The sequence below is a fragment of the Devosia sp. Z11_6 genome, assembly GCF_058133665.1.
In genome coordinates this window covers 1,087,736-1,109,201 of the sequence record NZ_JBYUNQ010000001.1, presented here as the reverse complement: position 1 = coordinate 1,109,201, position 21,466 = coordinate 1,087,736, and the positions used below count along the sequence as shown (strand labels likewise).

19 protein-coding genes are annotated in these 21,466 nt (G+C 63.4%); 8 read left to right on the top strand and 11 right to left on the bottom strand.

What is annotated here, in order from left to right; genetic code table 11:
- Positions 1 to 198 precede the first annotated feature (198 nt).
- Complete coding sequence (gene greA, locus AC3YMN_RS05245) at positions 199 to 681, bottom strand: transcription elongation factor GreA (protein WP_489889173.1); 483 nt, start codon at positions 679 to 681, stop codon at positions 199 to 201.
- 280 nt (positions 682 to 961) lie between these two features.
- Here greA and AC3YMN_RS05240 point away from each other — a divergent pair, with 280 nt between their 5' ends.
- Both AC3YMN_RS05240 and AC3YMN_RS05235 read left to right on the top strand, forming a co-directional pair.
- On the top strand, positions 962 to 1,903 hold the full coding sequence (locus AC3YMN_RS05240) for a LysR family transcriptional regulator (protein WP_489889172.1): 942 nt from the start codon (positions 962 to 964) through the stop codon (positions 1,901 to 1,903).
- Positions 1,904 to 2,034: 131 nt separating this feature from the next.
- On the top strand, positions 2,035 to 2,397 hold the full coding sequence (locus tag AC3YMN_RS05235) for a hypothetical protein (protein ID WP_127753327.1): 363 nt from the start codon (positions 2,035 to 2,037) through the stop codon (positions 2,395 to 2,397).
- Positions 2,398 to 2,642: 245 nt separating this feature from the next.
- Here AC3YMN_RS05235 and AC3YMN_RS05230 read toward each other — a convergent pair whose 3' ends face one another.
- Complete coding sequence (locus tag AC3YMN_RS05230) at positions 2,643 to 3,761, bottom strand: Gfo/Idh/MocA family protein (protein WP_489889171.1); 1,119 nt, start codon at positions 3,759 to 3,761, stop codon at positions 2,643 to 2,645.
- Between the two features lie 116 nt (positions 3,762 to 3,877).
- Here AC3YMN_RS05230 and AC3YMN_RS05225 point away from each other — a divergent pair, with 116 nt between their 5' ends.
- The 6 genes from AC3YMN_RS05225 (at position 3,878) to iolB (ending at position 10,858) form a co-directional block, all read left to right on the top strand.
- Entirely contained in the window at positions 3,878 to 4,720 is an 843-nt protein-coding gene (locus tag AC3YMN_RS05225; RefSeq protein ID WP_489889170.1) for a MurR/RpiR family transcriptional regulator, read from the top strand.
- Positions 4,721 to 4,870: 150 nt separating this feature from the next.
- Positions 4,871 to 6,820: a bifunctional 5-dehydro-2-deoxygluconokinase/5-dehydro-2-deoxyphosphogluconate aldolase gene (locus AC3YMN_RS05220; RefSeq protein ID WP_489889169.1), complete on the top strand. Its 1,950-nt coding sequence runs from the start codon at positions 4,871 to 4,873 to the stop codon at positions 6,818 to 6,820.
- 68 nt (positions 6,821 to 6,888) lie between these two features.
- Positions 6,889 to 8,736, top strand: a complete 1,848-nt coding sequence (gene iolD / locus AC3YMN_RS05215; RefSeq protein WP_489889168.1) for a 3D-(3,5/4)-trihydroxycyclohexane-1,2-dione acylhydrolase (decyclizing) — start codon at positions 6,889 to 6,891, stop codon at positions 8,734 to 8,736.
- Between the two features lie 159 nt (positions 8,737 to 8,895).
- Positions 8,896 to 9,825, top strand: coding sequence for a myo-inosose-2 dehydratase (gene iolE / locus AC3YMN_RS05210; RefSeq protein ID WP_489889167.1), 930 nt, complete (start codon positions 8,896 to 8,898; stop codon positions 9,823 to 9,825).
- A gap of 36 nt (positions 9,826 to 9,861) precedes the next feature.
- On the top strand, positions 9,862 to 10,113 hold the full coding sequence (locus AC3YMN_RS05205; protein WP_172123481.1) for a hypothetical protein: 252 nt from the start codon (positions 9,862 to 9,864) through the stop codon (positions 10,111 to 10,113).
- The gene (iolB, locus tag AC3YMN_RS05200) at positions 10,058 to 10,858 is read left to right on the top strand and encodes a 5-deoxy-glucuronate isomerase (protein WP_489889166.1); all 801 of its coding nucleotides are present in this window, start codon (positions 10,058 to 10,060) and stop codon (positions 10,856 to 10,858) included. Before AC3YMN_RS05205 ends, iolB begins: the two co-directional genes overlap by 56 nt.
- Positions 10,859 to 10,861: 3 nt before the next feature.
- On the opposite strand, the gene iolG is transcribed toward iolB, so the two are convergent.
- The 9 genes from iolG to AC3YMN_RS05155 form a co-directional block, all read right to left on the bottom strand.
- Positions 10,862 to 11,872 (bottom strand): inositol 2-dehydrogenase, encoded by a 1,011-nt coding sequence (gene iolG, locus AC3YMN_RS05195; RefSeq protein ID WP_489889165.1) that lies wholly within the window; start codon positions 11,870 to 11,872, stop codon positions 10,862 to 10,864.
- Between the two features lie 163 nt (positions 11,873 to 12,035).
- On the bottom strand, positions 12,036 to 13,052 hold the full coding sequence (locus tag AC3YMN_RS05190; protein ID WP_172123484.1) for an ABC transporter permease: 1,017 nt from the start codon (positions 13,050 to 13,052) through the stop codon (positions 12,036 to 12,038).
- A 38-nt stretch (positions 13,053 to 13,090) separates the two neighbouring features.
- Positions 13,091 to 14,629 carry a sugar ABC transporter ATP-binding protein gene (locus AC3YMN_RS05185; protein WP_489889164.1) on the bottom strand — a complete coding sequence of 513 codons (1,539 nt, stop codon included), beginning with the start codon at positions 14,627 to 14,629 and terminating at the stop codon, positions 13,091 to 13,093.
- 51 nt (positions 14,630 to 14,680) lie between these two features.
- Complete coding sequence (locus AC3YMN_RS05180; protein ID WP_489889207.1) at positions 14,681 to 15,619, bottom strand: sugar ABC transporter substrate-binding protein; 939 nt, start codon at positions 15,617 to 15,619, stop codon at positions 14,681 to 14,683.
- Positions 15,620 to 15,676: 57 nt separating this feature from the next.
- Positions 15,677 to 16,594, bottom strand: a complete 918-nt coding sequence (locus tag AC3YMN_RS05175) for a sugar ABC transporter substrate-binding protein (protein WP_489889206.1) — start codon at positions 16,592 to 16,594, stop codon at positions 15,677 to 15,679.
- A 426-nt stretch (positions 16,595 to 17,020) separates the two neighbouring features.
- Positions 17,021 to 18,091, bottom strand: a complete 1,071-nt coding sequence (locus tag AC3YMN_RS05170) for a Gfo/Idh/MocA family protein (RefSeq protein ID WP_489889163.1) — start codon at positions 18,089 to 18,091, stop codon at positions 17,021 to 17,023.
- Positions 18,088 to 18,942, bottom strand: coding sequence for a sugar phosphate isomerase/epimerase family protein (locus tag AC3YMN_RS05165; RefSeq protein ID WP_489889162.1), 855 nt, complete (start codon positions 18,940 to 18,942; stop codon positions 18,088 to 18,090). Before AC3YMN_RS05165 ends, AC3YMN_RS05170 begins: the two co-directional genes overlap by 4 nt.
- A gap of 5 nt (positions 18,943 to 18,947) precedes the next feature.
- Complete coding sequence (locus tag AC3YMN_RS05160) at positions 18,948 to 20,354, bottom strand: CehA/McbA family metallohydrolase (RefSeq protein WP_489889161.1); 1,407 nt, start codon at positions 20,352 to 20,354, stop codon at positions 18,948 to 18,950.
- Complete coding sequence (locus AC3YMN_RS05155; protein WP_489889160.1) at positions 20,351 to 21,463, bottom strand: ABC transporter ATP-binding protein; 1,113 nt, start codon at positions 21,461 to 21,463, stop codon at positions 20,351 to 20,353. Before AC3YMN_RS05155 ends, AC3YMN_RS05160 begins: the two co-directional genes overlap by 4 nt.
- Between the last annotated feature and the right edge of the window lie 3 nt (positions 21,464 to 21,466).

Sequence of the window (21,466 nt, the reverse complement as noted above, 5' to 3'; positions counted from 1 at the left end):
CACGGGTCTAGCCACGGACGGTCCTCACCGAAGAGTCTCCGATAGAGCATGGGGCGAAGCTTGCTTCACCTTCTACCCTTTTGCCGGACGACCGGCACCGAGGCGAACTTCGCCCCATGTCGCAGCACCGCTGCGGCGCCGCCTGCTCCATACCCGCACGGCCCAAGGCCGGTGCGGCTTCAGCTGCAGCTTGCCGGCTTATGCGATGTCCACGATCTCGAGTTCTTGCGCGCCCAGGTTAGCCGCATCGCCTACGGCCTTGCCCATCAGCGCCGCGGCGATCGGCGAAGCGTAGGAGATGGAGCCGGCCCTCGGGTCGGCCTCGTCTTCCCCCACGATGCGATAAGTCTGCACCCGCCCGTCATCGCGCCGAAAGGTCACTGTGCTGCCAAATAGCACCCTGTCGGTGCCCGCCGGCTCGGGCATCACCTGCGCAGTGCGCACCCGTTCGGTGAAATAGCGCAGGTCGCGCAAGGGGCCCGCCCCTTCGCGCCGCTTTTCATCGGTGTCCTCGATCGCCATGGCAGCTTCATAGGCGGCGCGCGCCGCCTCCAGTTGCGCCTGCAGCGCCGTCAATCCCGCTTCGGTCACCAGATTGGGTGCCGCCGGGATCGGGCGATCCGGCAGCATGGTTTCCGCCGCCGTTTGCGCACTGTCTTCCTTGGTAAAGGCTACGCTCACTCGCATTCCTCCCTGCGGCGTTGGCTCGCTGCATCCCTAAGGCCATAACGCCAATCGCCGGCGCTTGGCAATCAACCCGCCGGGGTCCGGCCGCTGTCACCGCGGCTAACAGCATATTGGCAACAATTGTTGCGCAGAAGAAATCCACGTGGCACCCAAACCGTGACACACTGCGCCCTCGCGGCCAAACCTGCCTCCACCTGGCTGCGCGAGCTGCCCGGTTGCCGGGCCCTCGGCAAGGCGGTTCGGAGCGTCTCGGCGAGATGGACACATGCATACAATGCTCGATCTGAACGATCTCTACTTCTTCCACTCCGTTGCCACCCATGGCGGCTTCACCGCTGCCGGCCGAGCTACGGGCACGCCCAAGGCAACGTTGAGCAAGCGCGTAGCCCAGCTCGAAGCCCAGCTCGGCGTACGCCTGCTGGAGCGCACCACGCGCCACTTACGGCTCACCGAAGTCGGCCGCGCCGTCTTTGAGCAGGCGGAAACCATGTTGGCCGGTGCCGAAGGCGCCCAGGCCGTCGCCGCGCAAGCTCAGACCGAGCCCAACGGCATCGTCCGTCTCAGCTGTCCCCAGGCCCTGCTCGATGAACTGATCAACGATCTCCTCCCCGAATTCCTCGCCCGCTATTCGCGGGTTCGCGTGCAGGTCAAGGTCATCGACCGGGCTGCCGATCTGGTCGAGGACGGCGTCGATGTCGCCATTCGGGCCCGTTCGAGCCTGGATTCTGACCCGAACTTGATCGTGCGCCGTCTTGGGCAGGCCCGGGGCGTCCTTGTCGCCAGCCCCGCCTTGGTAGAAGCGGTGCGTCACCCCATCACTATCGATACCCTGTCGCAGCTGCCCACCTTATCCTCTCTCAACGTCCACGAGGAGGTAGACTGGCTTTTAACCGGGCCCGATGGCGAAACCCGCCAGATCCGCAGTCGACCGCGCTTGATGTGCAGCAGCTTTGTTGTTCTGCGCACCAGCGCCATTGCCGGCCTAGGCGTCACTGTCTTGCCTGAATATGCCGCGGCCCCCGCCTTTGCCCGCGGCGAATTGGTGCATTTGCTTCCCGGCTGGTACACGCCGGATGGCATCGTTCATGCCGTTTTTTCGTCACGCAAAGGTCTTGTTCCGGCTGTAAGGGTCTTGCTGGATTACCTCGCCGGCGCAGTACCCGAGCGGCTCGCCACCTGCGAGCGATTGGCCGATCAGGCGAACGCGGCAGCGTGACTGGAGCTCCTGGCTCCCACCAGCTGATTGTCTCTGTAGAGAAACAAAGCTTCTACATTCCACGTCTTATTCGGGGACCATGGTCGACCTAGCTATCAGTCACACGGAAATTCAAACGAAAGGATTCTTCCATGTCACTGAAAATCAGCCTCGTCGCCCTCGCTCTCCTCGCTACAGCACCCGTCACAATGGCCGCTGAAAGCCTGGTTGAGACCCGCGAAATCAACGGCCGCACCATCAACGAGATCACCTCGGTTCTGGCGCACCGCGACATCGACGCCACCAGCGTCGAGCAGTGGGGCGACGCCATCCGCGTGCAGGCCGTCAACCCTGATGGCAGCCACTATGTCGTGCTCGTTGATCGCTATACGCTTAGCCCACTCGGCAGCACCAACGCTGTTGGCACCAATCTCGATGTAGGCGCCAGCGCACCAGCGGCCCGCACCTCTTCGACTTTCGCTCCCGCATCGCTGTCGCTCAACACCGACGACTAAGTGGCGACTGACTAACGCTTCGACCCGGGGCGACCAAGCCCTGGGCCCTAACTGCGTTCAACTATCCCGACCTTGCGCTCCGACCGATTTTCGGCCAGAGCGCTGACCCTCTTCCCCCTCAGCCCATCGTCGGCCGCTGGAATCCAGCGCCATCCTTGCGGCTCCTCCGCCGCGTTGGCGGCCACCGCAGCGTCCTCGCCGAAATCGTGGAACGCGAGTGCTCCGCCCTCTGACCGGCCCCGTCTCTAATCGACCTCCACCCAGCGCTGCTCGCGATGCGACTGACCCATCGCATGCACCGCCCGTTCGATCTGCAGCCCACTCTCGAAATCGATCACCCGCGCCGGCTCGCCGGCAATCGCCCGCAGCAATTCGTGGCATTCGATGATCTTGAGATCGTTGAACCCCAATGTATGCCCCGCCGCCGGCACGAAGCGGTCATAAGGCGGATGCCGCGGACCTGACAGGATGGTGCGGAACCCCTGCTCGCTTGGCTTGTCGCTCGTCACATAAAGCTGCAACTCGTTGAGCCGCTCCTGGTCATAGGCAATGCTGCCCTTGCTGCCAAAGATCTGCAGCGCGATCCGCCCCTTGCGCCCCCACGCCGTGCGGCTCAGCGCCATGAGGCCGCTGATCTCGGGCCCGAGTTCAAACAGGATACTGCTGACATCCCAGTTCTCGACACTGCGCCGCCCGCCCTCGCGGCTGGGCCGATCAGGATAGGGCTTGCTGAGATTGGCAAACACCCGGCTGGGCAGGCCGAACAGCACCTGCAAGAGGCTGAGCGGATGCACCCCGAAGTCGTCGATCGCGCCATAGCCCGCCGCCAGCTCGTTCTTCCAGTAGAACGGTGCCTCGGGATCAGCCATGAAATCCTCGTCCATCTCCAGCCTGACATGATTGACCGTGCCAATCGTGCCCTCGGCGAGGATGGCGCCGATCTGCCGGATCATCGGATTTTGGATATAGTTGTAGCCCAGCACCGCTGTTTTGCCCGAGGCTCGCGCCGCCGAGGTCATCCGCTCGGCATCCGCCAGCGTCACCGCCATCGGCTTCTCGCACCACACATGCTTGCCCGCTTCGAGCGCCGCCACCGCCATCTCCGCGTGAAACGCATTGGGCGTGGTGATCGACACCACCTCGACATCGGGGTCGGTCACGAGTACGCGCCAATCCCCGGTTGAGCGCTCGAACCCGAACTCCTCGGCCCGGCGCGCCGCCAATCCCGCATCCACCTCTGCCAGATGCACCAGGCGCGGCCGCGGCCCGTCGCCGAACACCGCCTTGACGCCGGTCCATGCCAGCGCATGGCATTTGCCCATATAGCCGGTGCCGATCAGGCCCACACCCATCGAATTATCCATCACGTCCTCCCTCGTGCTAAAATGAATAATCGAGCTTGGGGTGATCGGGAATAGGGCTCGCGCCTTGCGCCGTCCGGGGCTTTGAGGATTATGGGAGGGGAACCGGGATTTCGCCGATGACTGACGCCGCTGCCAAGCCCCTCACCCCTGCCGACTACGATGCCCTGCGCGCCACCATTCTCGAGCGCAAGAACGAGCTGCCCAAGCGGCTGACCCAGGTGGCCGCCTATGCCCTCGACAATCCCGACGAGATCGCCTTCGGTACCGCCGCCAGCATCGCCCTCTCGGCCGATGTCCAACCCTCGACCTTGGTGCGCTTCGCCCAGCATTTCGGCTTTGACGGCTTTTCCGGCCTGCAACAGCTCTTTCGCGCCCGCCTGCGCGAACGCACCTCATCCTATGAGGAGCGCCTGCGCACCCTCGAGCAGGACGGGACGGCGCGGGCGGAGAGCACCAATATCTTCAACGGCTTTTTGGCGGCGGCACACCGCTCCATTGATGCCATCGGCGCCGCTGTCGATCCGGACAGCTTTGAGCGCGCCGTAACGCTGCTGGCCAGGGCCGACACCATCTACCTCATCGCCAAGCGCCGCTCCTACCCAATCAGCAGCTACATGGCCTATGCCTTCGGCAAACTGCGCGTGCGCTGCCAACTCGTGGGCACCGCCAATGGCATGGATGATGACCTGCTCGCCATGGCCACCCCCCGCGACGCCGCTTTTGCGGTGAGTTTTTCGCCCTACGCGCCCGAAAGCGCCGCCCAGGCCCGCACCCTCGCGGCGCGAGATATCCCCGTCGTTTCCCTCACCGACTCTGCCTTTTCGCCCCTCGCAGAATGCTCGCGCGAATGGTTTGAGGTGGTGGAAGCCGACCATGCGGGGTTCCGCTCCCTTTCCGCGAGCATGGCCTTCGCCATGGCCCTGACCGTCAGCATCGCCGAACAGCGCCGCCGCGCCTGACGACCGCGATTTTGGGCATCCGCATGGAGGCTCCAGCCCTCTCAATTGGAACGGCAGTTCCATGTTGACGCAGCGCAGAACCCATGTTTCAAAAGGTCAGGCAGCACGCTGCATGACTGCAAATCGGCAAAGCCGAATGGGAGGATCGCTGTGAGGAGTTCAAACCCCAGCACCGGGGATAAACCCCTCGACGTCATCACCATCGGACGCGCCTCGGTTGACCTCTATGGCCAGCAGATCGGCACCCGCCTCGAAGACATTGGCAGCTTCGCTAAATCCGTCGGCGGCTGCCCCGCCAATATCGCCGTCGGCACCGCGCGGCTGGGGCTTAAATCGGCGCTGATCACCCGCGTCGGCAACGAGCAGATGGGGCGCTTCATCCGCGAACAGCTCGAACGCGAAGGCGTGCAGACCGCCAGCGTTCATACCGATCCCGAGCGCCTTACCGCCCTGGTGCTGCTGTCGGTGGAAGCCGAGGGCGTCTCCCCCATGATCTTTTATCGTACCGATTGCGCCGACATGGCGCTGTCCGAGGACGATATTGACGAAAGCTTCATCGCTTCGGCTGGCGCCGTGATCGTCACGGGCACCCATTTCTCCCGTCCTCACAGCGAGGCGGCGCAGAAAAAGGCCATCCGCCTCGCCAAGGCCCATGGCGCCCGGGTCGGCTTCGACATCGACTATCGCCCCAATCTCTGGGGCCTCGCCGGGCATGAAGCGGGCTTCTCGCGCTATGTCGCCTCGGATGTTGTCAGCGAAAAATACAAGAGCGTCTTGCCCGATTGCGACCTGATCGTGGGCACCGAGGAAGAAGTGCTGATCGCCTCGGGCGAAGCTGATCTACCCTCAGCCCTGCGCACCATCCGGGCTCTCTCCTCCGCCACCATCGTGCTCAAGCGCGGCCCCATGGGCTGCATCGTTTATGACGGCCCCATTCCCGATAACCTCGAAGACGGCATTGTCGGCAAGGGCTTTCCCATCGAAGTCTATAATGTGCTCGGCGCCGGCGATGCCTTCATGAGCGGCTGGCTCCGCGGCTGGCTGCGCGGCGAGGATCATACCACCAGCGCCACCTGGGCCAATGCCTGTGGCGCCTTCGCCGTATCGCGCCTCCTCTGCTCGCCCGAATATCCGAGCTGGACCGAGCTCAACCACTTCCTCGCCAAGGGCAGTAGCGAACGCGCCCTGCGCAAGGATGCCGAGCTCAACCACATCCACTGGGCCACCACCCGGCGCCGCCAGATCCCCAGCCTCATGGCGCTGGCCATCGATCACCGCAGCCAGCTCGAGGATCTTGCCGGCGGCGACCCGCAAAAGCTGGCCCGCATCCCCGCCTTCAAGGCGCTGGCCGTCAAGGCCGCTGCCGCAATCGCTGGGGGCCGCCCGGGCTTTGGCATGCTGCTCGACGACAAATATGGCCGCGATGCCCTGTTCGCCGCAACCGCCCTGCCCGACTTCTGGATTGGCCGCCCCGTCGAGCTGCCCGGCTCCCGGCCCCTGCGCTTCGAGTTCAGCCAGGACCTTGGCTCGCGCCTCGTGGATTGGCCAGTCGACCACTGCCTCAAGGTGCTCTGCTTTTTCCACCCCGACGACGCCGCCGATCTCAAGCGTGACCAGATCGACAAGCTGCGCACCGCCTACGAGGCCGCCCGCAAGGTCGGACGCGACATTCTGGTTGAGATCATTGCCGGCAAGCAAGGCCCCATCGCCGACGACACGATCAGCCGCGCCATGACCGAGATCTATGCCGCCGGCATCAAGCCTGATTGGTGGAAGCTCGAAACCCAGAAGAGCACCGCGGCCTGGTCTGCCATCGACACCGTGATCGAAAGCAACGACCCTTATTGCCGAGGCGTGGTGCTGCTGGGCCTTGAAGCGCCGCACGATGTGCTGGAAGCTGGCTTCTCGACGGCTCGCAATTCGCGCTGGGTGAAAGGCTTTGCGGTGGGCCGCACCATCTTCGCCGACGCCGCCAGACAATGGCTCGCCGGCACCATGAGCGACGAGGAGGCAGTCGCCGACATGGCCCAGCGCTTCGGCGCGCTGGTGGAAGTATGGGAGCGGCTGGGCGAAAGCCGGCGGCTTGAGGTGGCCGGCTGAAAGCATCAGGCTGCCGAGTTGACCCGGAAGGGCACCACATTGCAGACGCAGGAACCGAGACAAAGATCATGAGCCAGCAAACTGTTCGACTAACCATGGCCCAGGCCGTGGCCCGGTTCCTGACCAAGCAGATGACGGTGGTCGACGGGGAAACCGTGCCCATTTTCGGCGGTGTGTTCGCCATTTTCGGGCACGGCAATGTCGCGGGGATCGGCGAGGCGCTCTATGGCGTCCGCGACAACCTGCCCACCCATCGCGGCCAGAACGAGCAGGGCATGGCCCATGCCGCCATTGGCTTTGCCAAGGCGAGCTTTCGCCGCCGCTTCATGGCTGTCACCAGCTCCATCGGACCAGGCGCGCTCAACATGGTCACAGCCGCCGCCCTTGCCCATGTCAATCGCCTGCCGCTGCTGCTCCTGCCGGGCGACGTCTTTGCCAATCGCCTCCCCGATCCCGTGCTGCAGCAGGTCGAAAACTGGGGCGACGGCACGACTTCGGCCAATGATTGCTTCCGCCCGGTGAGCCGGTATTTCGACCGCATCACCCGGCCCGAGCAGATCATTCCCGCCCTGCGCCGCGCCATGCAGGTGCTGACCGATCCGGCCGAATGCGGCCCGGTGACTCTCAGCCTCTGCCAGGATGTGCAGGCCGAGGCCTACGATTACCCAGAGAGCTTTTTTGCCGAAAAGATCTGGACCATCCGCCGCATCATGCCCGATGGCGACGAGTTCGCCCAAGCCGCCACGGCGCTGCTCCACGCAAAAAAGCCGGTGATCATCTCGGGCGGCGGCACGCTTTATTCCTTGGCCACCGACACTCTGCGCAACTTTGCCGAACGCTATGGCGTGCCGGTAATGGAAACCCAGTCCGGCAAATCGAGCCTCCCCCACGATCACCCCCTCAACATGGGCTCGGTCGGCGTCACGGGCAGTTCCGCTTCCAACAAGCTCGCCGAGGAGGCCGATGTGGTGCTGGCGGTCGGCACGCGGCTGCAGGATTTCACCACCGGCTCCTGGGCCCTGTTCAAGAACCCCGATCTCAAGATCATCGGGCTCAATGTGCAGCCCTTTGATGCGCAAAAGCACGCCGCCATGCCCCTCGTCGCCGATGCCCGCGCGGGCCTCGAAGCCCTCAACGCCGCCCTGACCGGCTGGCAGGCAGACCCGGAATGGACCGACAAGGCCCATGCCGAAAAAGACGAATGGCTCATCGCAGCCGACGTCGTCACCGCCGCCACCAATGCCGAACTGCCCTCCGACGCCCAGGTGATCGGCGCCGTCCAGCGGGCCCGCCCCGACGCCACCCTGGTCTGTGCCTCGGGCGGCCTGCCCGGCGAATTGCACAAGCTTTGGAAAGCCGAAGGCCCCGGCAGCTACCACATGGAATACGGCTTTTCGACCATGGGCTACGAAATCGCCGGCGGCCTCGGCGTCAAGCTCGCCCGCCCGGAGGATGACGTCGTCGTCATGCTGGGCGATGGCAGCTATATGATGCTCAATTCCGAGATCGTCAGTGCCATCATGCTGGGCGCCAAGCTTACGATCGTGCTGCTCGACAATGCCGGCTTTGGCTGTATCAACCGGCTGCAGATGGCCACCGGCGGAGCCAACTTCAACAACCTTCTCAAGGACACCCAGCACACCACCCTGCCCAGTATCGACTTTGCCGCCCATGCCGCCGCCATGGGGGCCGTTTCGCGCAAGGTGGCTTCCATCAGCGAGTTGGAAGCGGCGCTGCAGGAAACCGAAACCTCCACCCAGACCACGGTAATCGTCATCGACACCGATCCGCTGATCGCCACCGAAGCGGGCGGGCACTGGTGGGACGTCGCCGTGCCCGAGGTCAGCGGCCGGCCCCAGGTCAACGCCGCTCGCGAAGCCTATGTGGCAGCGCTCAAGGCCCAGCAGGTCGGCTAGGTGCCACGTCCTCGTGGTTTGAGGCTCGCGAAGAGTTCGCCCCCCACAACGAGGACCATCGGAAGCTCGTACCAACTCAGCGCCCCAGTAGCCCTCATGGTGAGGCGGGAGCGCAGCGACCCTCGAACCACGAGGCGTGGCAGCAAAGAAGGCAGAAAAATGAAAGCCAAGCTTGGCATGTCCCCCATCGCCTGGTGGAACGACGACCTCGCCGAACTCAGCGATGACGTGTCGCTGGAGGAATGCCTGCGCCAGTCGCGTTCGGCGGGCTTTACCGGCATGGAAAAGGGCCGCCGCTTCCCCGAGGACCCCGCCACCATGCTGCCCATCCTGCGGGCCGCCGATGTCACGCTCTGCGGCGGATGGTTTTCCGGCACCCTCGTGGATGAGGAACTGGCCGCCAACCAGGACCGCATCGCCCCCATGATCGAGCTCTTCAAGGCGGTGGGCGCACCCTGCATTGTTTATGGCGAAGTCGGGCGCTCCATCCAGGGCGACCGCTCCAAGCCGCTCGCCACCAAACCGCGCCTGTCCGACGATGAGATGAAGGCCTATGCCGCCCGGGTCACCCGCTTTGGCGAGTGGTGCGCCGATCAGGGCATGCCCCTGAGCTACCATCACCACATGGCCGCGGTGGTGGAAACCGAGGCCGAACTCGACGCCTTCATGCGCCATTCCGGCCCCGGCATTCCGCTGCTGCTCGACGCCGGCCATCTGGCCTTTGCCGGCGGCGATGTGCTGCGCGCCATCGACAACCACCACGCCCGCATCAATCATGTCCACGTCAAGGATGTCCGGCTCGAGGTCATCAAGGCGCTTGATCGCTCGCGCCAGTCCTTCCTCGATGCCGTAGCCCTTGGCGCCTTCACCGTGCCGGGCGATGGCTCGCTCGATTTCGGCGCCATCGTGCAGCGCTTGGCTGATTACGGTTATGAAGGCTGGTTCGTGGTCGAAGCCGAGCAGGACCCGCGCCAAAACCCGCCACTGCGGATGGCGCAAATTGGTCATGCCGAACTTATGCGCGTCATGACCGCCGCGGGTTACACTGTGGAAACACAAGGCTTTCCCAACGGGCAGGCTTTCCCGTAAGAAAAAGGGGGGAGTTCCCCCGCAGGAGGCTCGCGCGTGGCGCTTAAATCCAACGACATTTCCTGGTTCCAGCCCCTCTGGCGCCGCGTGGCCGTCGCGGTCTTTCTGGTGATCTGGTGCGCCTGGGAATGGTTTTGGAACCAGGAGCCGTTCTGGGGTGTGCTGGTCGGTGCTGCCTTGGCCTACTTCCTCTACAATTACTTCTACGCCTTCCCAAAGCAGGAGCCCGGCAATGAGCCAGAGCAGTCTACGCGTCCGCCCGATGGCCAAGACGGGCCTGGTGCATGATGTAACCCCCGCTTCGGCGGGCTGGAGCCATGTCGGTTTCGCCCTCCACAAGCTCAAGTCCGGCCAGGTGGCGGGCGGCGAGGCGGGCATCAACGAACTCTGCCTCGTCTTCGTCAGCGGCAAGGCCCGCGTTTCGGTGGATGGGGTCGATCTGGGCGAGTTGGGCGAGCGCATGTCGCCCTTTGATGGCCCGCCTTGGGCCGTTTACCTGCCGATGGGCAGCGAATGGGTGGTGGATGCCACCACCCCGCTCGAACTGGCGGTCTGCTCGGCCCCCGGCGGCGGCGCCTACACCGCCCAGGTGATCGAGCCGGGCCGGCATCCCCGCATCACCCGCGGCAAGGGCGCCAATGTCCGGCATGTCTACAACATCATGCCCGAGGATGACGGCGCGGCTAACGCGCTGCTGGTGGTCGAAGTGATCACCCCTCAGGGCAACACCTCGTCCTACCCGCCCCACAAGCATGACACGGACAATCTCCCTCATGAAAGCCAGCTGGAGGAGACCTATTTCCACCGGCTCAACCCGCCCCAGGGCTTTGCCATGCAGCGGGTTTACACCGATGATCGCAGCCTTGATGAAGCGCTGGTGATCGAGGATGGCGACGTCACGCTCGTGCCGCGCGGCTACCATCCTGTGGCGACCACCGCCGGCTACGACCTTTATTATCTCAACGTCATGGCCGGGCCCAAGCGCATCTGGAAATTCCACAATGCGCCCGACCATGAGTGGCTGCTGAAATAGCGCTTAGCTGTTGGGCAGAATTTCAGTGAGCTTGACCGTGCGGCCCTCCCGCACGGATCGGAGCGCCGCATCGGCCAGCGCCAGCGCGATCAGCCCATCGAGTCCGCTTGGCGATGCGGGCGCCTTGGCTTGCACCGCATCGACAAAGGCCTCGATTTCGCGCGCATAGGCTTCAGTATAGCGCGTCATGAAGAAGTCGTGCAGCGGCGGGCGGGTATAGCCAGAGGCATTGGCGACCTCGATCGACACCGGACGCTGGTTCTCGGCGGCCACCGACCCCTTGGAGCCATGCACCTCGATGCGCTGGTCATAGCCATAGGTGGCGCGCCGGGAGTTGGAGATCGTGGCGTGCTTGCCCGTAGCGGTCTGCAGCATCACCGAAACGCTGTCGAAATCACCGGCCTCTCCGATAGCCGGATCGACCAGCACGGAGGCCTGCGCCGTCACACTCTCGATCTCTTCGCCCAGCAGGAACCGCGCCATGTCGAAATCATGGATCGTCATGTCGCGGAAAATGCCGCCAGAGCGCTTGATGTAATCGACCGGCGGCGCCCCGGGATCGCGCGACACGATAGTGACCATCTCCACCTGCCCGATCTCGTGCCGGTCGATCACCTCCTTGACCGCGGTGAAGTGCGGGTCGAACCTGCGGTTGAAGCCCACCATCAGGGTCGCGCCTTCCGCATCCACCACGGAAAGGCATGCCCGCACCCGAGCCACATCGAGATCGATGGGCTTCTCGCAAAAGATCGCCTTGCCCGCACGCGCAAACTGCTCGATCAGATCGGCATGGGTGTCGGTGGGCGTGCAGATCACCACCGCATCGATATCGGCGGCGTCGCGGATCTGCTCAGTGCTGCGGATCTCGGCGCCATAAATCCCCGCCAGATCGCCGGCAGCCTGCGGGAAGGCGTCGGCCACCGCCACCAGTTGCGCCTGGGAATTGGCAGTGATCGCCTTGGCATGCACCTTGCCAATGCGGCCAGCACCCAGAAGGCCGAAACGAACCGTCATGTGTAGTCTCCAAAATATGCGCCAGGCTCCTGACGCGGCTGGTTCAACTCTACTCGGCGCATAACCCGGCCATGCGCCGCGGTCGATGCCGAGATTTCAGGATGCTACCGGATGAAACCAGCCGGCATCGTGATGGACGTGGAGCTGGCGCGCTGCGCCAATCCTAGACTTTCTTGCGCTTGCGCTGGCGATACTGGTCGGCCACCACGGCCGCAACGATGATCATGCCCTTGATGATCTCCTGGTAGTAGGCGTCGATGCGCAAAAAGGTGAATCCGGACGTCATCGTCCCAAGGATAATCGTACCGATCACCGTGCCGGTGATCCGCCCCTGCCCGCCCGCCAGCGACGTGCCGCCGATCACGGCGGCAGCGATGGCATCGAGTTCATACATCACCCCCATGCCAGACTGCGCCGTTTGCGCCCGGGCCGCGGTGACAAGGCCAGCGAGCCCCGCCAGCATGCCGGCAATGGCATAGACCTTGATGAGGTGGCGCTCGATATTGATGCCGGATACGCGCGCCGCCTGCGGGTTGGCGCCAATGGCATAGGTGAACTTGCCGTAGCGCGTATAGCGCAGCGCGATGTGGAAGATCAGCGCCACGCCCAAAAAAATCAGCACCGGCCAGATCCCGAAGCCGATCGAGGTGAACTCTGGCGTAAGCCCCGAAACCGGCTGCCCCTTGGTGTACCATTTGGCGACGCCCCGCGCCGAAACCATCATACCAAGCGTGGCAATAAAGGGCGGGATCTTGGTAAAGGCGATCAGCGAGCCATTGATCACCCCGGCCAGCGTGCCGATCGCCAGCCCGATCAGGATCGGCACCACGACGGGAAGGCTGACCAGCCCCGGATAAACCGGCCGCGCCCAATCCGCGCTTTGGGCAAAGCTCGCGGCAATCATCGCCGTCATGCCCACCACCGAGCCGGAACTGAGATCGATGCCGCCGGTGATAATCACCTGGGTGACGCCCACCGCGATGATCCCCACCACCGAAACCTGCAGGATCATGATGGTGAGGCGCTGCTGGTTGAGCAGGAAGGATTGGCCGATAAATATCCAGCCCAGCGCTTCAAAGGTGAGGGCAATGCCCAGAAGAACCAGCAGGATCGAGAGTTCCGTTGGCAAGCGGCGCCGGCGGACGCGCGGCGGGGCCATGGTATCGGATGTGATGGTCATGGCTCAGGCCCTCCCTGCGGCCGTGTTGCAGTAATCACTCATCGTGCAGCGAGGTCCATGATCTTGACCTGATCGGCCTCGGCGCGATCGAGGATCCCCGTAACGCGCCCCTGATGCATCACCATGATGCGGTCGCTCATGCCGAGAACTTCGGGCAGCTCGGAGGAAATCATGATCACCGCCACGCCCTGCCGCGCCAGTTGCGTCACGAGCCGATGGATCTCGGCTTTGGCCCCCACATCGATGCCGCGGGTCGGCTCATCGAGGATCAGGATCTTGGGTCCGGTCAGCAGCCACCGCCCGATCAGCACTTTCTGCTGGTTGCCGCCCGACAGATTCTCCACCCGCTCCTCAAGGCTCGGCGCCTTGATCCGCAACTTGGCACTCATCTCCTCGCAGGCGCGGCTGAGCGGCCCCTGCTGCACAAAGCCTGCGCGGGTGAACCTGTCTTGGATCACTGCCAGCTGCATGTTCTCCTGAATGTCGAGCATCAGCAGGCAGCCCGTCTCCTTGCGATCCTCGGTGATCAGCGCCATGCCATGATGGATCGCGACCGTGGGCGAGGTGACGTCCAGTTGCTCTCCCCGCACCTCGATCGTGCCCGCAGTGGCCGGCGTGATGCCAAAGATCGTTTCGGCGACATTGGAGCGCCCCGAACCCACAAGGCCCGCAATGCCCAGGATTTCCCCGGCATGCACGTCGAACGAAATGTCGGCGAACACCCCCTCGAGCGCGAGGTCCTTGACCGAAATCACCACCTCCCCGATCGGCACCTCCTCCTTGGGGAAGAGCTGGGTGATCTCGCGGCCCACCATCATGCGGATGATCTCGTCGCGCGTGACCTCTGCCGCAGGATGGGTGCCGATATAGCGTCCGTCCCGGAACACCGAGACCTCATCGGCGATCTCGAAAAGCTCGCTCATCTTGTGGGTGATGTAGACAATGCCCTTCCCGTCGCTGCGCAGGTCGCGGATGATCGCAAACAGATGCGCCACTTCCGTTTCGGTCAGGGCCGAAGTGGGCTCGTCCATGATCAGCACATCGCTCTCATAGGAGACTGCCTTGGCGATCTCGACCATCTGGCGGCTGGCCACCGTGAGACTCGAAACCTGCACTTCTGGGTCGATGTCGATATGGAGCCGATCAAACAGCTCCTGCGTCCGCCGGTTGAGTACGCGATGGTCAACCAGCCCGAAGCGGTTGAGCGGCTCGCGCCGGATCCAGATATTTTCGGCCACCGTCATATAGGGCATCAGGTTGAGTTCCTGATGGATCATGGCAATGCCGTTTTCTAGCGCATCGAGCGGGGACTTGAGCCGGATCTCTTGCCCCCGCAGCCGCACCGAGCCACTATCGGGCGTGTAGATCCCGGCAATGATTTTCATCAGCGTTGATTTGCCTGCCCCATTCTCCCCCATCAGCGCATGCACCGTGCCGCGCCGCAGTTGCATCGACACATCGTCCAGCGCCACCACGCCCGGGAACTCCTTGCGGGCATGGGCAATCTCCAGAAGGAACGGCGAATTGGGCACCGCCCCGCTCTCGCGAACGGCGCGCATCGTCTGCGGACTAACCATCGCCCCGCCTCACTTGCTCAGGGTCGCTTCCCCTCCAACGGGAAGCTAAGCCTAGTTTTTATTCTGGTACTCGGCCATGTTTTCGGGCGTGACGAGTTCAAACGGCACCCAAATTTTCTGTTCAGTCGCCTCACCGCGTGCCAAGGCAATGGCCGCGTCCACGGAGGCGGCCCCTTGCGCCTGGGCGTTCTGGAACACGGTCACATCAAGATCACCCGCCGCCATCGCGGCCAATCCATCTGGCGTCGCGTCCACGCCCGCAACTACAACACCATCCATGTCACGACCTACTGACTTCAGCGCCTGAATCGCGCCGATCGCCATCTCGTCATTGTTGGCAATAACCGCATCGAACTCCATGGAGGAGGATAGCCAGTTGGTCATCAGATTGGCCGCTTCCAGGCGATCCCAATTGGCGGTTTGCTCCTCGAGCACGCTCATCCCCTTGCAGTCGTCCGTTGCGATGACGTCGTGCAGGTCCTTAGTGCGCTGGAGGGCGGAGTGGTTATTAAGCGGCCCCACAAGGATCAGCACATTGCCGCTGCCCCCCAAGAGCCGGCACACTTCGCGGGTCTGCAGGGTGCCCGAGTCCACCTCATTTGAGCCTACGAAGGCGCCCTTCTCCGGCAGGGCATCGATGTCGGCTGGTGGGTGGTTGGCATAGACAATGGGGATGCCGGCGGCGTCCGCCAGGGCACTCATGCCCGGCGTACTCTCAGCGTCCACCGCCGCGATGATGATGGCATCAACCCCCGATGCAATGAAATTGCTAACCTGGTTAAGCTGGGTGCTGGGATCATTGACGGCATCTTCCACCTGGAGCGTGACGTCACCCAGTTCGGCGGCCCGCGCTTCCATGCCGTTGCGAAGGAGGGTCAAGAAGGTGCTATCAAACCTCGCCATGGACACGCCAATATTTTCGGCATGGGCGGGTAGCACCAAAGACAAAGGCAGCGCGCTCAGCGCCAGAAGTACAGAATTCAGTTTCATCATGATATCCCGAACCAAGGATGTTAATGGCGCACCGAAGCGGTGCGCCAAGGAGGATCAGTTCTTGTTCTGGTACTCGGCCAGATTGTCAGGCGTCACGAGTTCAAACGGAATCCAGACTTCCCGCTCCACCTCTTCGCCCCGGGCCAAGGCGAGGGCCGCATCGAGCGCCCCCTGGCCCTGTCCGGCGGCGTTTTGGAACACGGTGACATCGAGATCCCCGGCCTCCATGGCGGCCAGACCATCCTGGGTCGCGTCCACCCCGCCCACGATCATGGCGTCCATGTCGGTACCCGCGGCCTTGAGGGCCTGGATTGCGCCAATTGCCATCTCGTCATTATTTGCGATGACCGCGTCAAACTGGATGCCGGCCGAAAGCCAGTTGGTCATGAGATCGGCCCCCTGCTGGCGTGACCAGTTGGCAGTCTGCTCTTCCACAACCGTCATGAACGAGCATTCGTCTGTGGCAATCACATCATGCACATCCTGCGTGCGCTGGCGGGCCGCCTGGTTGGACAACTCGCCCATCATCACCACCACATTGGCCTCCGTCTTGCCGGCCTCCTTGAGCAACCGGCAAACTTCCTTGGTCTCGAGGGTCCCCGAATCCACCTCGTTGGAGGCAACGAAAGCCTGGTTCTCGGGCAGTGCATCGAGGTTTACCGGCTGCCGGTTCACATAAACCAGCGGAATGCCGGCATCGACTGCGAGCTGGGACATGGGAGCCGTCGCATCAGTATCCACCGCATTGACGATGATGGCGTCCACGCCTGAAGCGATGAAATTCTGGATCTGGCTCATCTGCTTGGAAACGTCGCTCTGGGCGTCCTCCACCTGCAGTTCGACCCCCTCCAGCGTCGTTGCATAATCAGCCATGCCATTGCGCAGCACGGTCAGGAAATTGTCGTCAAAGGCCGCCATGCTGACACCCACGGTTTCAGCATGGGCAGCACCGGCAAAGCCGGTCGACAGCATGGTCGTGGCCAGTGCGGCCAGCGCGATCTTGTTCATGTCCTCGTCTCCTCCACAGAGCAGGCGTCCGGTCTCGCCCCTTTGTTCCGGATGTCCCTTGGCGGGAACTGAAATCTCCGACGTTCACGCCCTCGACTGCCCCGCCCCTCCATCATGGGAAACTGCGAGGCGCCTGGGGAACGGCAGGCATCGAGCCGCGCCTCCAGGGCACTGGCCCAAAGGTCTCCAAGCCGCGGCTGCGGCACAAATATGTGGTTGATTGCGAACTGGGACGCCACAACGGAACTCCCCCTCAACCGGGGCTCTTCGTGGCCCATTCATCCGGCTGAGTTGAGGAAATCCCGGTTCTGCTGCTTTGTCAACGCGGAACATACATTCCAAAATACCCAGCGACTCGCGGCTGCCGCTGGCGGCAAGCCGCCGCGCCGTCTAGCGCCGGAAGTGCTGCCCGACCTCCCGGAACAGCCTGAGGTCTTCGAGCGAATCCTCCAGTCCCGTCCGCGGCGGCTGGCCGGTGCGGACGCTATCAAGAAACGCATTGAGCTCGATCCGGAACGGATCCTCATAAACGGGGCCGATGATTTCGGTGCCTGTTTCGGTGTCCGAGGAGGTCGTGATCTCCAGCCGGGTGGGCAGATTGCGGATATAGGGGGTATCGTAGTTGAGCTTGAAGTGCTGGGTCCGTGTCAGCACTTCAATGCCGGCATCAAAGCGCGAGACATCATCGATCACGGCCTCATAAAGCGCGGTGAAGTGGCCGTAGTCAAACAGGGCGATCACCGTCTCGCCGTTGTGCTGGGTGGCATAACGCACGCCCTTGGGCGGGCCCAACAGATCTCGCATGGCGGAAAAGCTGTGTGAAGAAAGGCCAGTCAGCACCTGATAGGCGCGCAGAGTTTCGGGCGGGCACTCTTCGCCCATAACCGATCGGAGCATGGCTTGCGTGCTGGCCCGACCTTGCGCGATCACCTCGGCCGGAACGTCACTGGGCCGGAACACATTGCGGGTCTGGCCCACAAAGAACGGTGCCTCGCGGATGATATCGCGCACCCGCACATGCCGGATGGCCGCCAGGGGCGGACGGCGCCGTTTGAGCTCGAGAAACGGACGCGAGAACCGGCGCATGTAACCGACAAAGACGATCTGCCCGTCGCGGCGCGGCACCGACAGGATCGGCTCCAACTGTTCCAGCGTCAGGCAGGCCGGCTTTTCCACAAAGACATGCTTGCCCGACCGGATGGATTTTTCCAGCAGCTCGGCATGGAGATGATCGGGCGTGAGGATAAATACGGCATCGACAGACGGATCGGCAATCAGCGCGTCAGCCGTGCTGTGTCGCGAGGGGACACCGTAGCGGGTGGCAATATAGTCGAGCAGGCTCAGCGAAACATCGCTGATTGCAGTGATGGCGAAGCGCTGGTCATCGGCGAGGAGCGGCAGGTGCATAAGCTGGGCGACTTCCCCCAACCCGATCAGCCCGACCTTGAGTGGAGTGGTCATTCCCCAATTCCTTTCACAAACGCAAGATTGCGCGCGGCTAGCTGCACTGGCGTTTCGGCGGCGTTAGCGGCAACATCCTGTTCCACCACAACGGGTCCGGCGAAATTGCCCGCTTGGAGGAAAGCCATCACGCCGGCGATATCGACAACGCCATCGGGCAGCGGACACATGATGCCGGCGCCGTAGGAATCCGCGATCGAAAGCTCTCCAGCAAGCATCCAGCCCCGCACGACGGGGTCGACGTTCTTGAGATGCATATAGGCGATGCGGGGGAAGACCTTTTCCATATAGGCGAGCGGGTCCTGCGCCCAAAAGGCGTGATGGCCGGTGTCGAAGCAAAGGTCAATCTCGGTGTCGTGCAGCAGCCGGTCGATTTGATCCTCCCGCTCCACTGCGGTGCCGACATGTGGATGAAAGCTGAGCTTGAGGCCGAACTCACCCTCGACCAGCTGTTGGGCATCCCGGACCATGCCAATCAGCCCGTGCCAAGCCGGCGCATCAAGCACACCCTCCTGCCCTTCAGGATACCAATTGCTTTCATCCATGATCACGAGGTGCCGCGCGCCAAGCTTGGCAAGCAGGCCCGACAATTCGCGCAGGGTCGACATGAACTGCGCAGCAGTCGTGGCATCGCCAAAAGTGTGCACATGGGTGGCGCCGATCAGCGTCAGCTGGCGTTTGGCCAACTCATCGTTGAGCAGGGCGGCGTCCTTGGGCAAAAAGCCAAACGGCCCCAGCTCGGTCCCGGCATAGCCAGCCTCTGCCACTTCATCGAGATATTGCTGCCACGTGTAGCGGTTGCCCGTGGGATAGTTGATGCCCCAGGAACAAGGGGCGTTGCCGATAAGCATGGTGTTCAAGACCTGAGATAGATTGGATTGCTGAGGGCGCGACGAATGGGTTGATCGAGCAGATCCGCCCCCTTGAGCTGCCAGGGCAGTTCGCGGCCCTCGAGCGCGGCGGTGAACTGGTCAACAAGGGCCGCACGGCTCGCCCCGGCGATGATTTCCGCCCGAACGAATTTTTTTGGCGCAGACAGTGCGACAGTGGTGCGCCAATCGTCGCTGGTGATCTCGGTGCGGGCGACAGGGCCGGCGGCGTCGATCAGCACCAGTTCATCGCCTGCGGCGCCACTGACGCGGACGTCGATGGCAGCAAGGCTGGCCGCGGTGGCGCCCATCACGGCCGGTCCGGCGCTGATCTCAAGATGCGGGCCGCTCGGGCTTTCAGTGACATAGCCGTGGCCCGACCTCATCGCGGCCAGAACTGCGTCTTCGCTGAGTTGGGGCAGCCAAAGCACCGTGGTCGGACGCGCAAGCACTAGGGGCCCCTCCGGCAGCAGGCGGTCCGGCTGGTGGAAGTCGGACCCGCCTATAGCCGACAGCTTGAGGCCGGAGGCGAGCCGCTGCTGGTAGCGCTCCAGTGCGATCCAGTTCCAGGCCAGCCAGGTCGATTGCCACACTTCCTGGCAATCGGCGGCGGGAAATTCGTAGTCCCAGGGAATGGTGGGCTTGTCGTGGTTGATCGACAACAGCCCGCCACGCCGGTGCACGAGGTCAGCCAGCACATGCGCGTCAGCTGGCGCGGTCATGCGGAAATCGATCCATTCATCCACGCCAAAAACATTGGCGTGCCCCACAGCGGTGGTCACCTCCATGGCGTGCACAAAGATGAGGTCCGACGAGGATTGCGGGTGAAAATAGCGGCGCTGGCTGATCGTGTTGTGGTCGGCGACCGCCAGGAAATCGAGTCCTGCCTGCCGCGCGGCTGCATGGAGTAATTCCGGCCCGCCGCGAGCGTCGGAATGGAAGGTGTGGCAATGCAGATCCCCCTTGTACCATCCGGCCCCTTCCCGCACGGGCAAGGTTCGGGCGGGCTGCGGCGCGAGCTTACGGGGCGTAGCATCGAGACTGATTGTGACGCTGACCTGCGCACCTTCGGGCGGAACCTTGTAGAGCCCAAGGACGATGTTCCAGGTGCCGGGCTGGATCTCGCCGTGGATATAACCGGGCGTCGCATCATCGGTGGCGATGAAGAAGCTCTCACGCGCCCCGCCGCTCCAGCCGCGAAAGCCCTCTTGGGTGGGGTAGCCGGTGTCACGCGGATCAAAGGCGCCGAGATCGATCACGCAATCCTCGGCCTTGGGGTAAGCGAGGGTCACGTCGATGCGGGTTATTCCCTCTGGGACTTCGAAGGGCAGGTAGAAATAAGGGTTCCGAGCCTGCTCGGCCGGGGTGACGCGGGCGGTGATGGTCTGGCTCACGCCCGCTCCTCCCCGGAGCCGGGAATACGGTTCTGCGCGCCGTCAAACAAATGCACATGCTCGAGCGAGAAGCCGAGGGTGACCATCTCACCGAGGTCCAGGTGCTCATCGGTGAAGATGCGGGCCGTGGCACGCACCCCTTGCCCGCGATCAACGGTGACGAGGCTTTCCGGACCCATATTCTCGTTGGCGAACAAGGGCGCCGTGATGGTGTTGGCGCTGCCGGGAGCTGCAATGCCGAGATGTTCGGGGCGTATGCCCAGGGTGAGCCTGGGCCCCTGTGCTAGCGCCTTGCCAATGGCGCCGCTCATCGGCAAGGCCGCGATGGTCAGACCATCGGCCGAGAGGCGCAGCATGCCGTCGCCGTGCATGCTCTCGACCTCGATCAGGTTCATCGGCGGATTGCCGACGAAGTTGGCCACGAAAGTGGTGGCAGGCCGCCGGTAGATCTCGATCGGCGGGGCATATTGCACGACGCGCCCGGCGTCCATCACCGCGATACGGGTCGCCAGCGCCATGGCCTCGGCCTGGTCGTGGGTCACGTAAACGGCGGTGATGCCCATGTCGCGCTGCAGGTGATTGAGAAAGCCACGGGCTTCGAGGCGCAGCTTGGCGTCGAGGTTGGAAAGCGGCTCGTCGAACAGATAAACCTTGGCCGGATACACCAGCGCCCGCGCGAGCGAAGTGCGCTGCTGCTGTCCGCCGGAAATCTGGCTCGGCAGCCGGTCGAGCAGCTGGCCGATCTTGAGCACATCGGCCACTTCCTTGGCGCGCCCGTGCCGGTTGGCAACGGACTCGCCGCGCACCTTGAGTGGATAGGCGATGTTGTCGGCCAAGTTCATATGCGGATAAAGCGCGTAGTCCTGGAACACCATGGCGATGTTGCGGTCCTTGGGGTGGAGGCCCGTTACCTCCTCGCCACCGATCAGGATCTGGCCGGAGCTCGGGGTTTCAAGTCCCGCAATCATGCGCAGCGAAGTTGTTTTACCGCAGCCGGACGGCCCGAGCAGGCAGACGAACTCGCCATCCCCGATATCGAAGCTGACATCGCTCACGGCATTGAACTCGCCGAAGCGCTTGGTGATGTTCTTGAACTGGACTGATGCCATGTA

What these genes read in the sequence shown, in the direction of transcription:
- AC3YMN_RS05155 (WP_489889160.1), bottom strand. Translation starts at nt 21,463, where the DNA reads ATGGCATCAGTCCAGTTCAAGAACATCACCAAGCGCTTCGGCGAGTTC.
- iolB (WP_489889166.1), top strand. Translation starts at nt 10,058, where the DNA reads ATGAGCCAGAGCAGTCTACGCGTCCGCCCGATGGCCAAGACGGGCCTG.
- AC3YMN_RS05175 (WP_489889206.1), bottom strand. Translation starts at nt 16,594, where the DNA reads ATGCTGTCGACCGGCTTTGCCGGTGCTGCCCATGCTGAAACCGTGGGT.
- AC3YMN_RS05165 (WP_489889162.1), bottom strand. Translation starts at nt 18,942, where the DNA reads ATGCTTATCGGCAACGCCCCTTGTTCCTGGGGCATCAACTATCCCACG.
- AC3YMN_RS05170 (WP_489889163.1), bottom strand. Translation starts at nt 18,091, where the DNA reads ATGACCACTCCACTCAAGGTCGGGCTGATCGGGTTGGGGGAAGTCGCC.
- iolE (WP_489889167.1), top strand. Translation starts at nt 8,896, where the DNA reads ATGAAAGCCAAGCTTGGCATGTCCCCCATCGCCTGGTGGAACGACGAC.
- AC3YMN_RS05190 (WP_172123484.1), bottom strand. Translation starts at nt 13,052, where the DNA reads ATGACCATCACATCCGATACCATGGCCCCGCCGCGCGTCCGCCGGCGC.
- AC3YMN_RS05230 (WP_489889171.1), bottom strand. Translation starts at nt 3,761, where the DNA reads ATGGATAATTCGATGGGTGTGGGCCTGATCGGCACCGGCTATATGGGC.
- AC3YMN_RS05240 (WP_489889172.1), top strand. Translation starts at nt 962, where the DNA reads ATGCTCGATCTGAACGATCTCTACTTCTTCCACTCCGTTGCCACCCAT.
- AC3YMN_RS05225 (WP_489889170.1), top strand. Translation starts at nt 3,878, where the DNA reads ATGACTGACGCCGCTGCCAAGCCCCTCACCCCTGCCGACTACGATGCC.
- iolD (WP_489889168.1), top strand. Translation starts at nt 6,889, where the DNA reads ATGAGCCAGCAAACTGTTCGACTAACCATGGCCCAGGCCGTGGCCCGG.
- iolG (WP_489889165.1), bottom strand. Translation starts at nt 11,872, where the DNA reads ATGACGGTTCGTTTCGGCCTTCTGGGTGCTGGCCGCATTGGCAAGGTG.
- AC3YMN_RS05180 (WP_489889207.1), bottom strand. Translation starts at nt 15,619, where the DNA reads ATGAAACTGAATTCTGTACTTCTGGCGCTGAGCGCGCTGCCTTTGTCT.
- AC3YMN_RS05185 (WP_489889164.1), bottom strand. Translation starts at nt 14,629, where the DNA reads ATGGTTAGTCCGCAGACGATGCGCGCCGTTCGCGAGAGCGGGGCGGTG.
- AC3YMN_RS05235 (WP_127753327.1), top strand. Translation starts at nt 2,035, where the DNA reads ATGTCACTGAAAATCAGCCTCGTCGCCCTCGCTCTCCTCGCTACAGCA.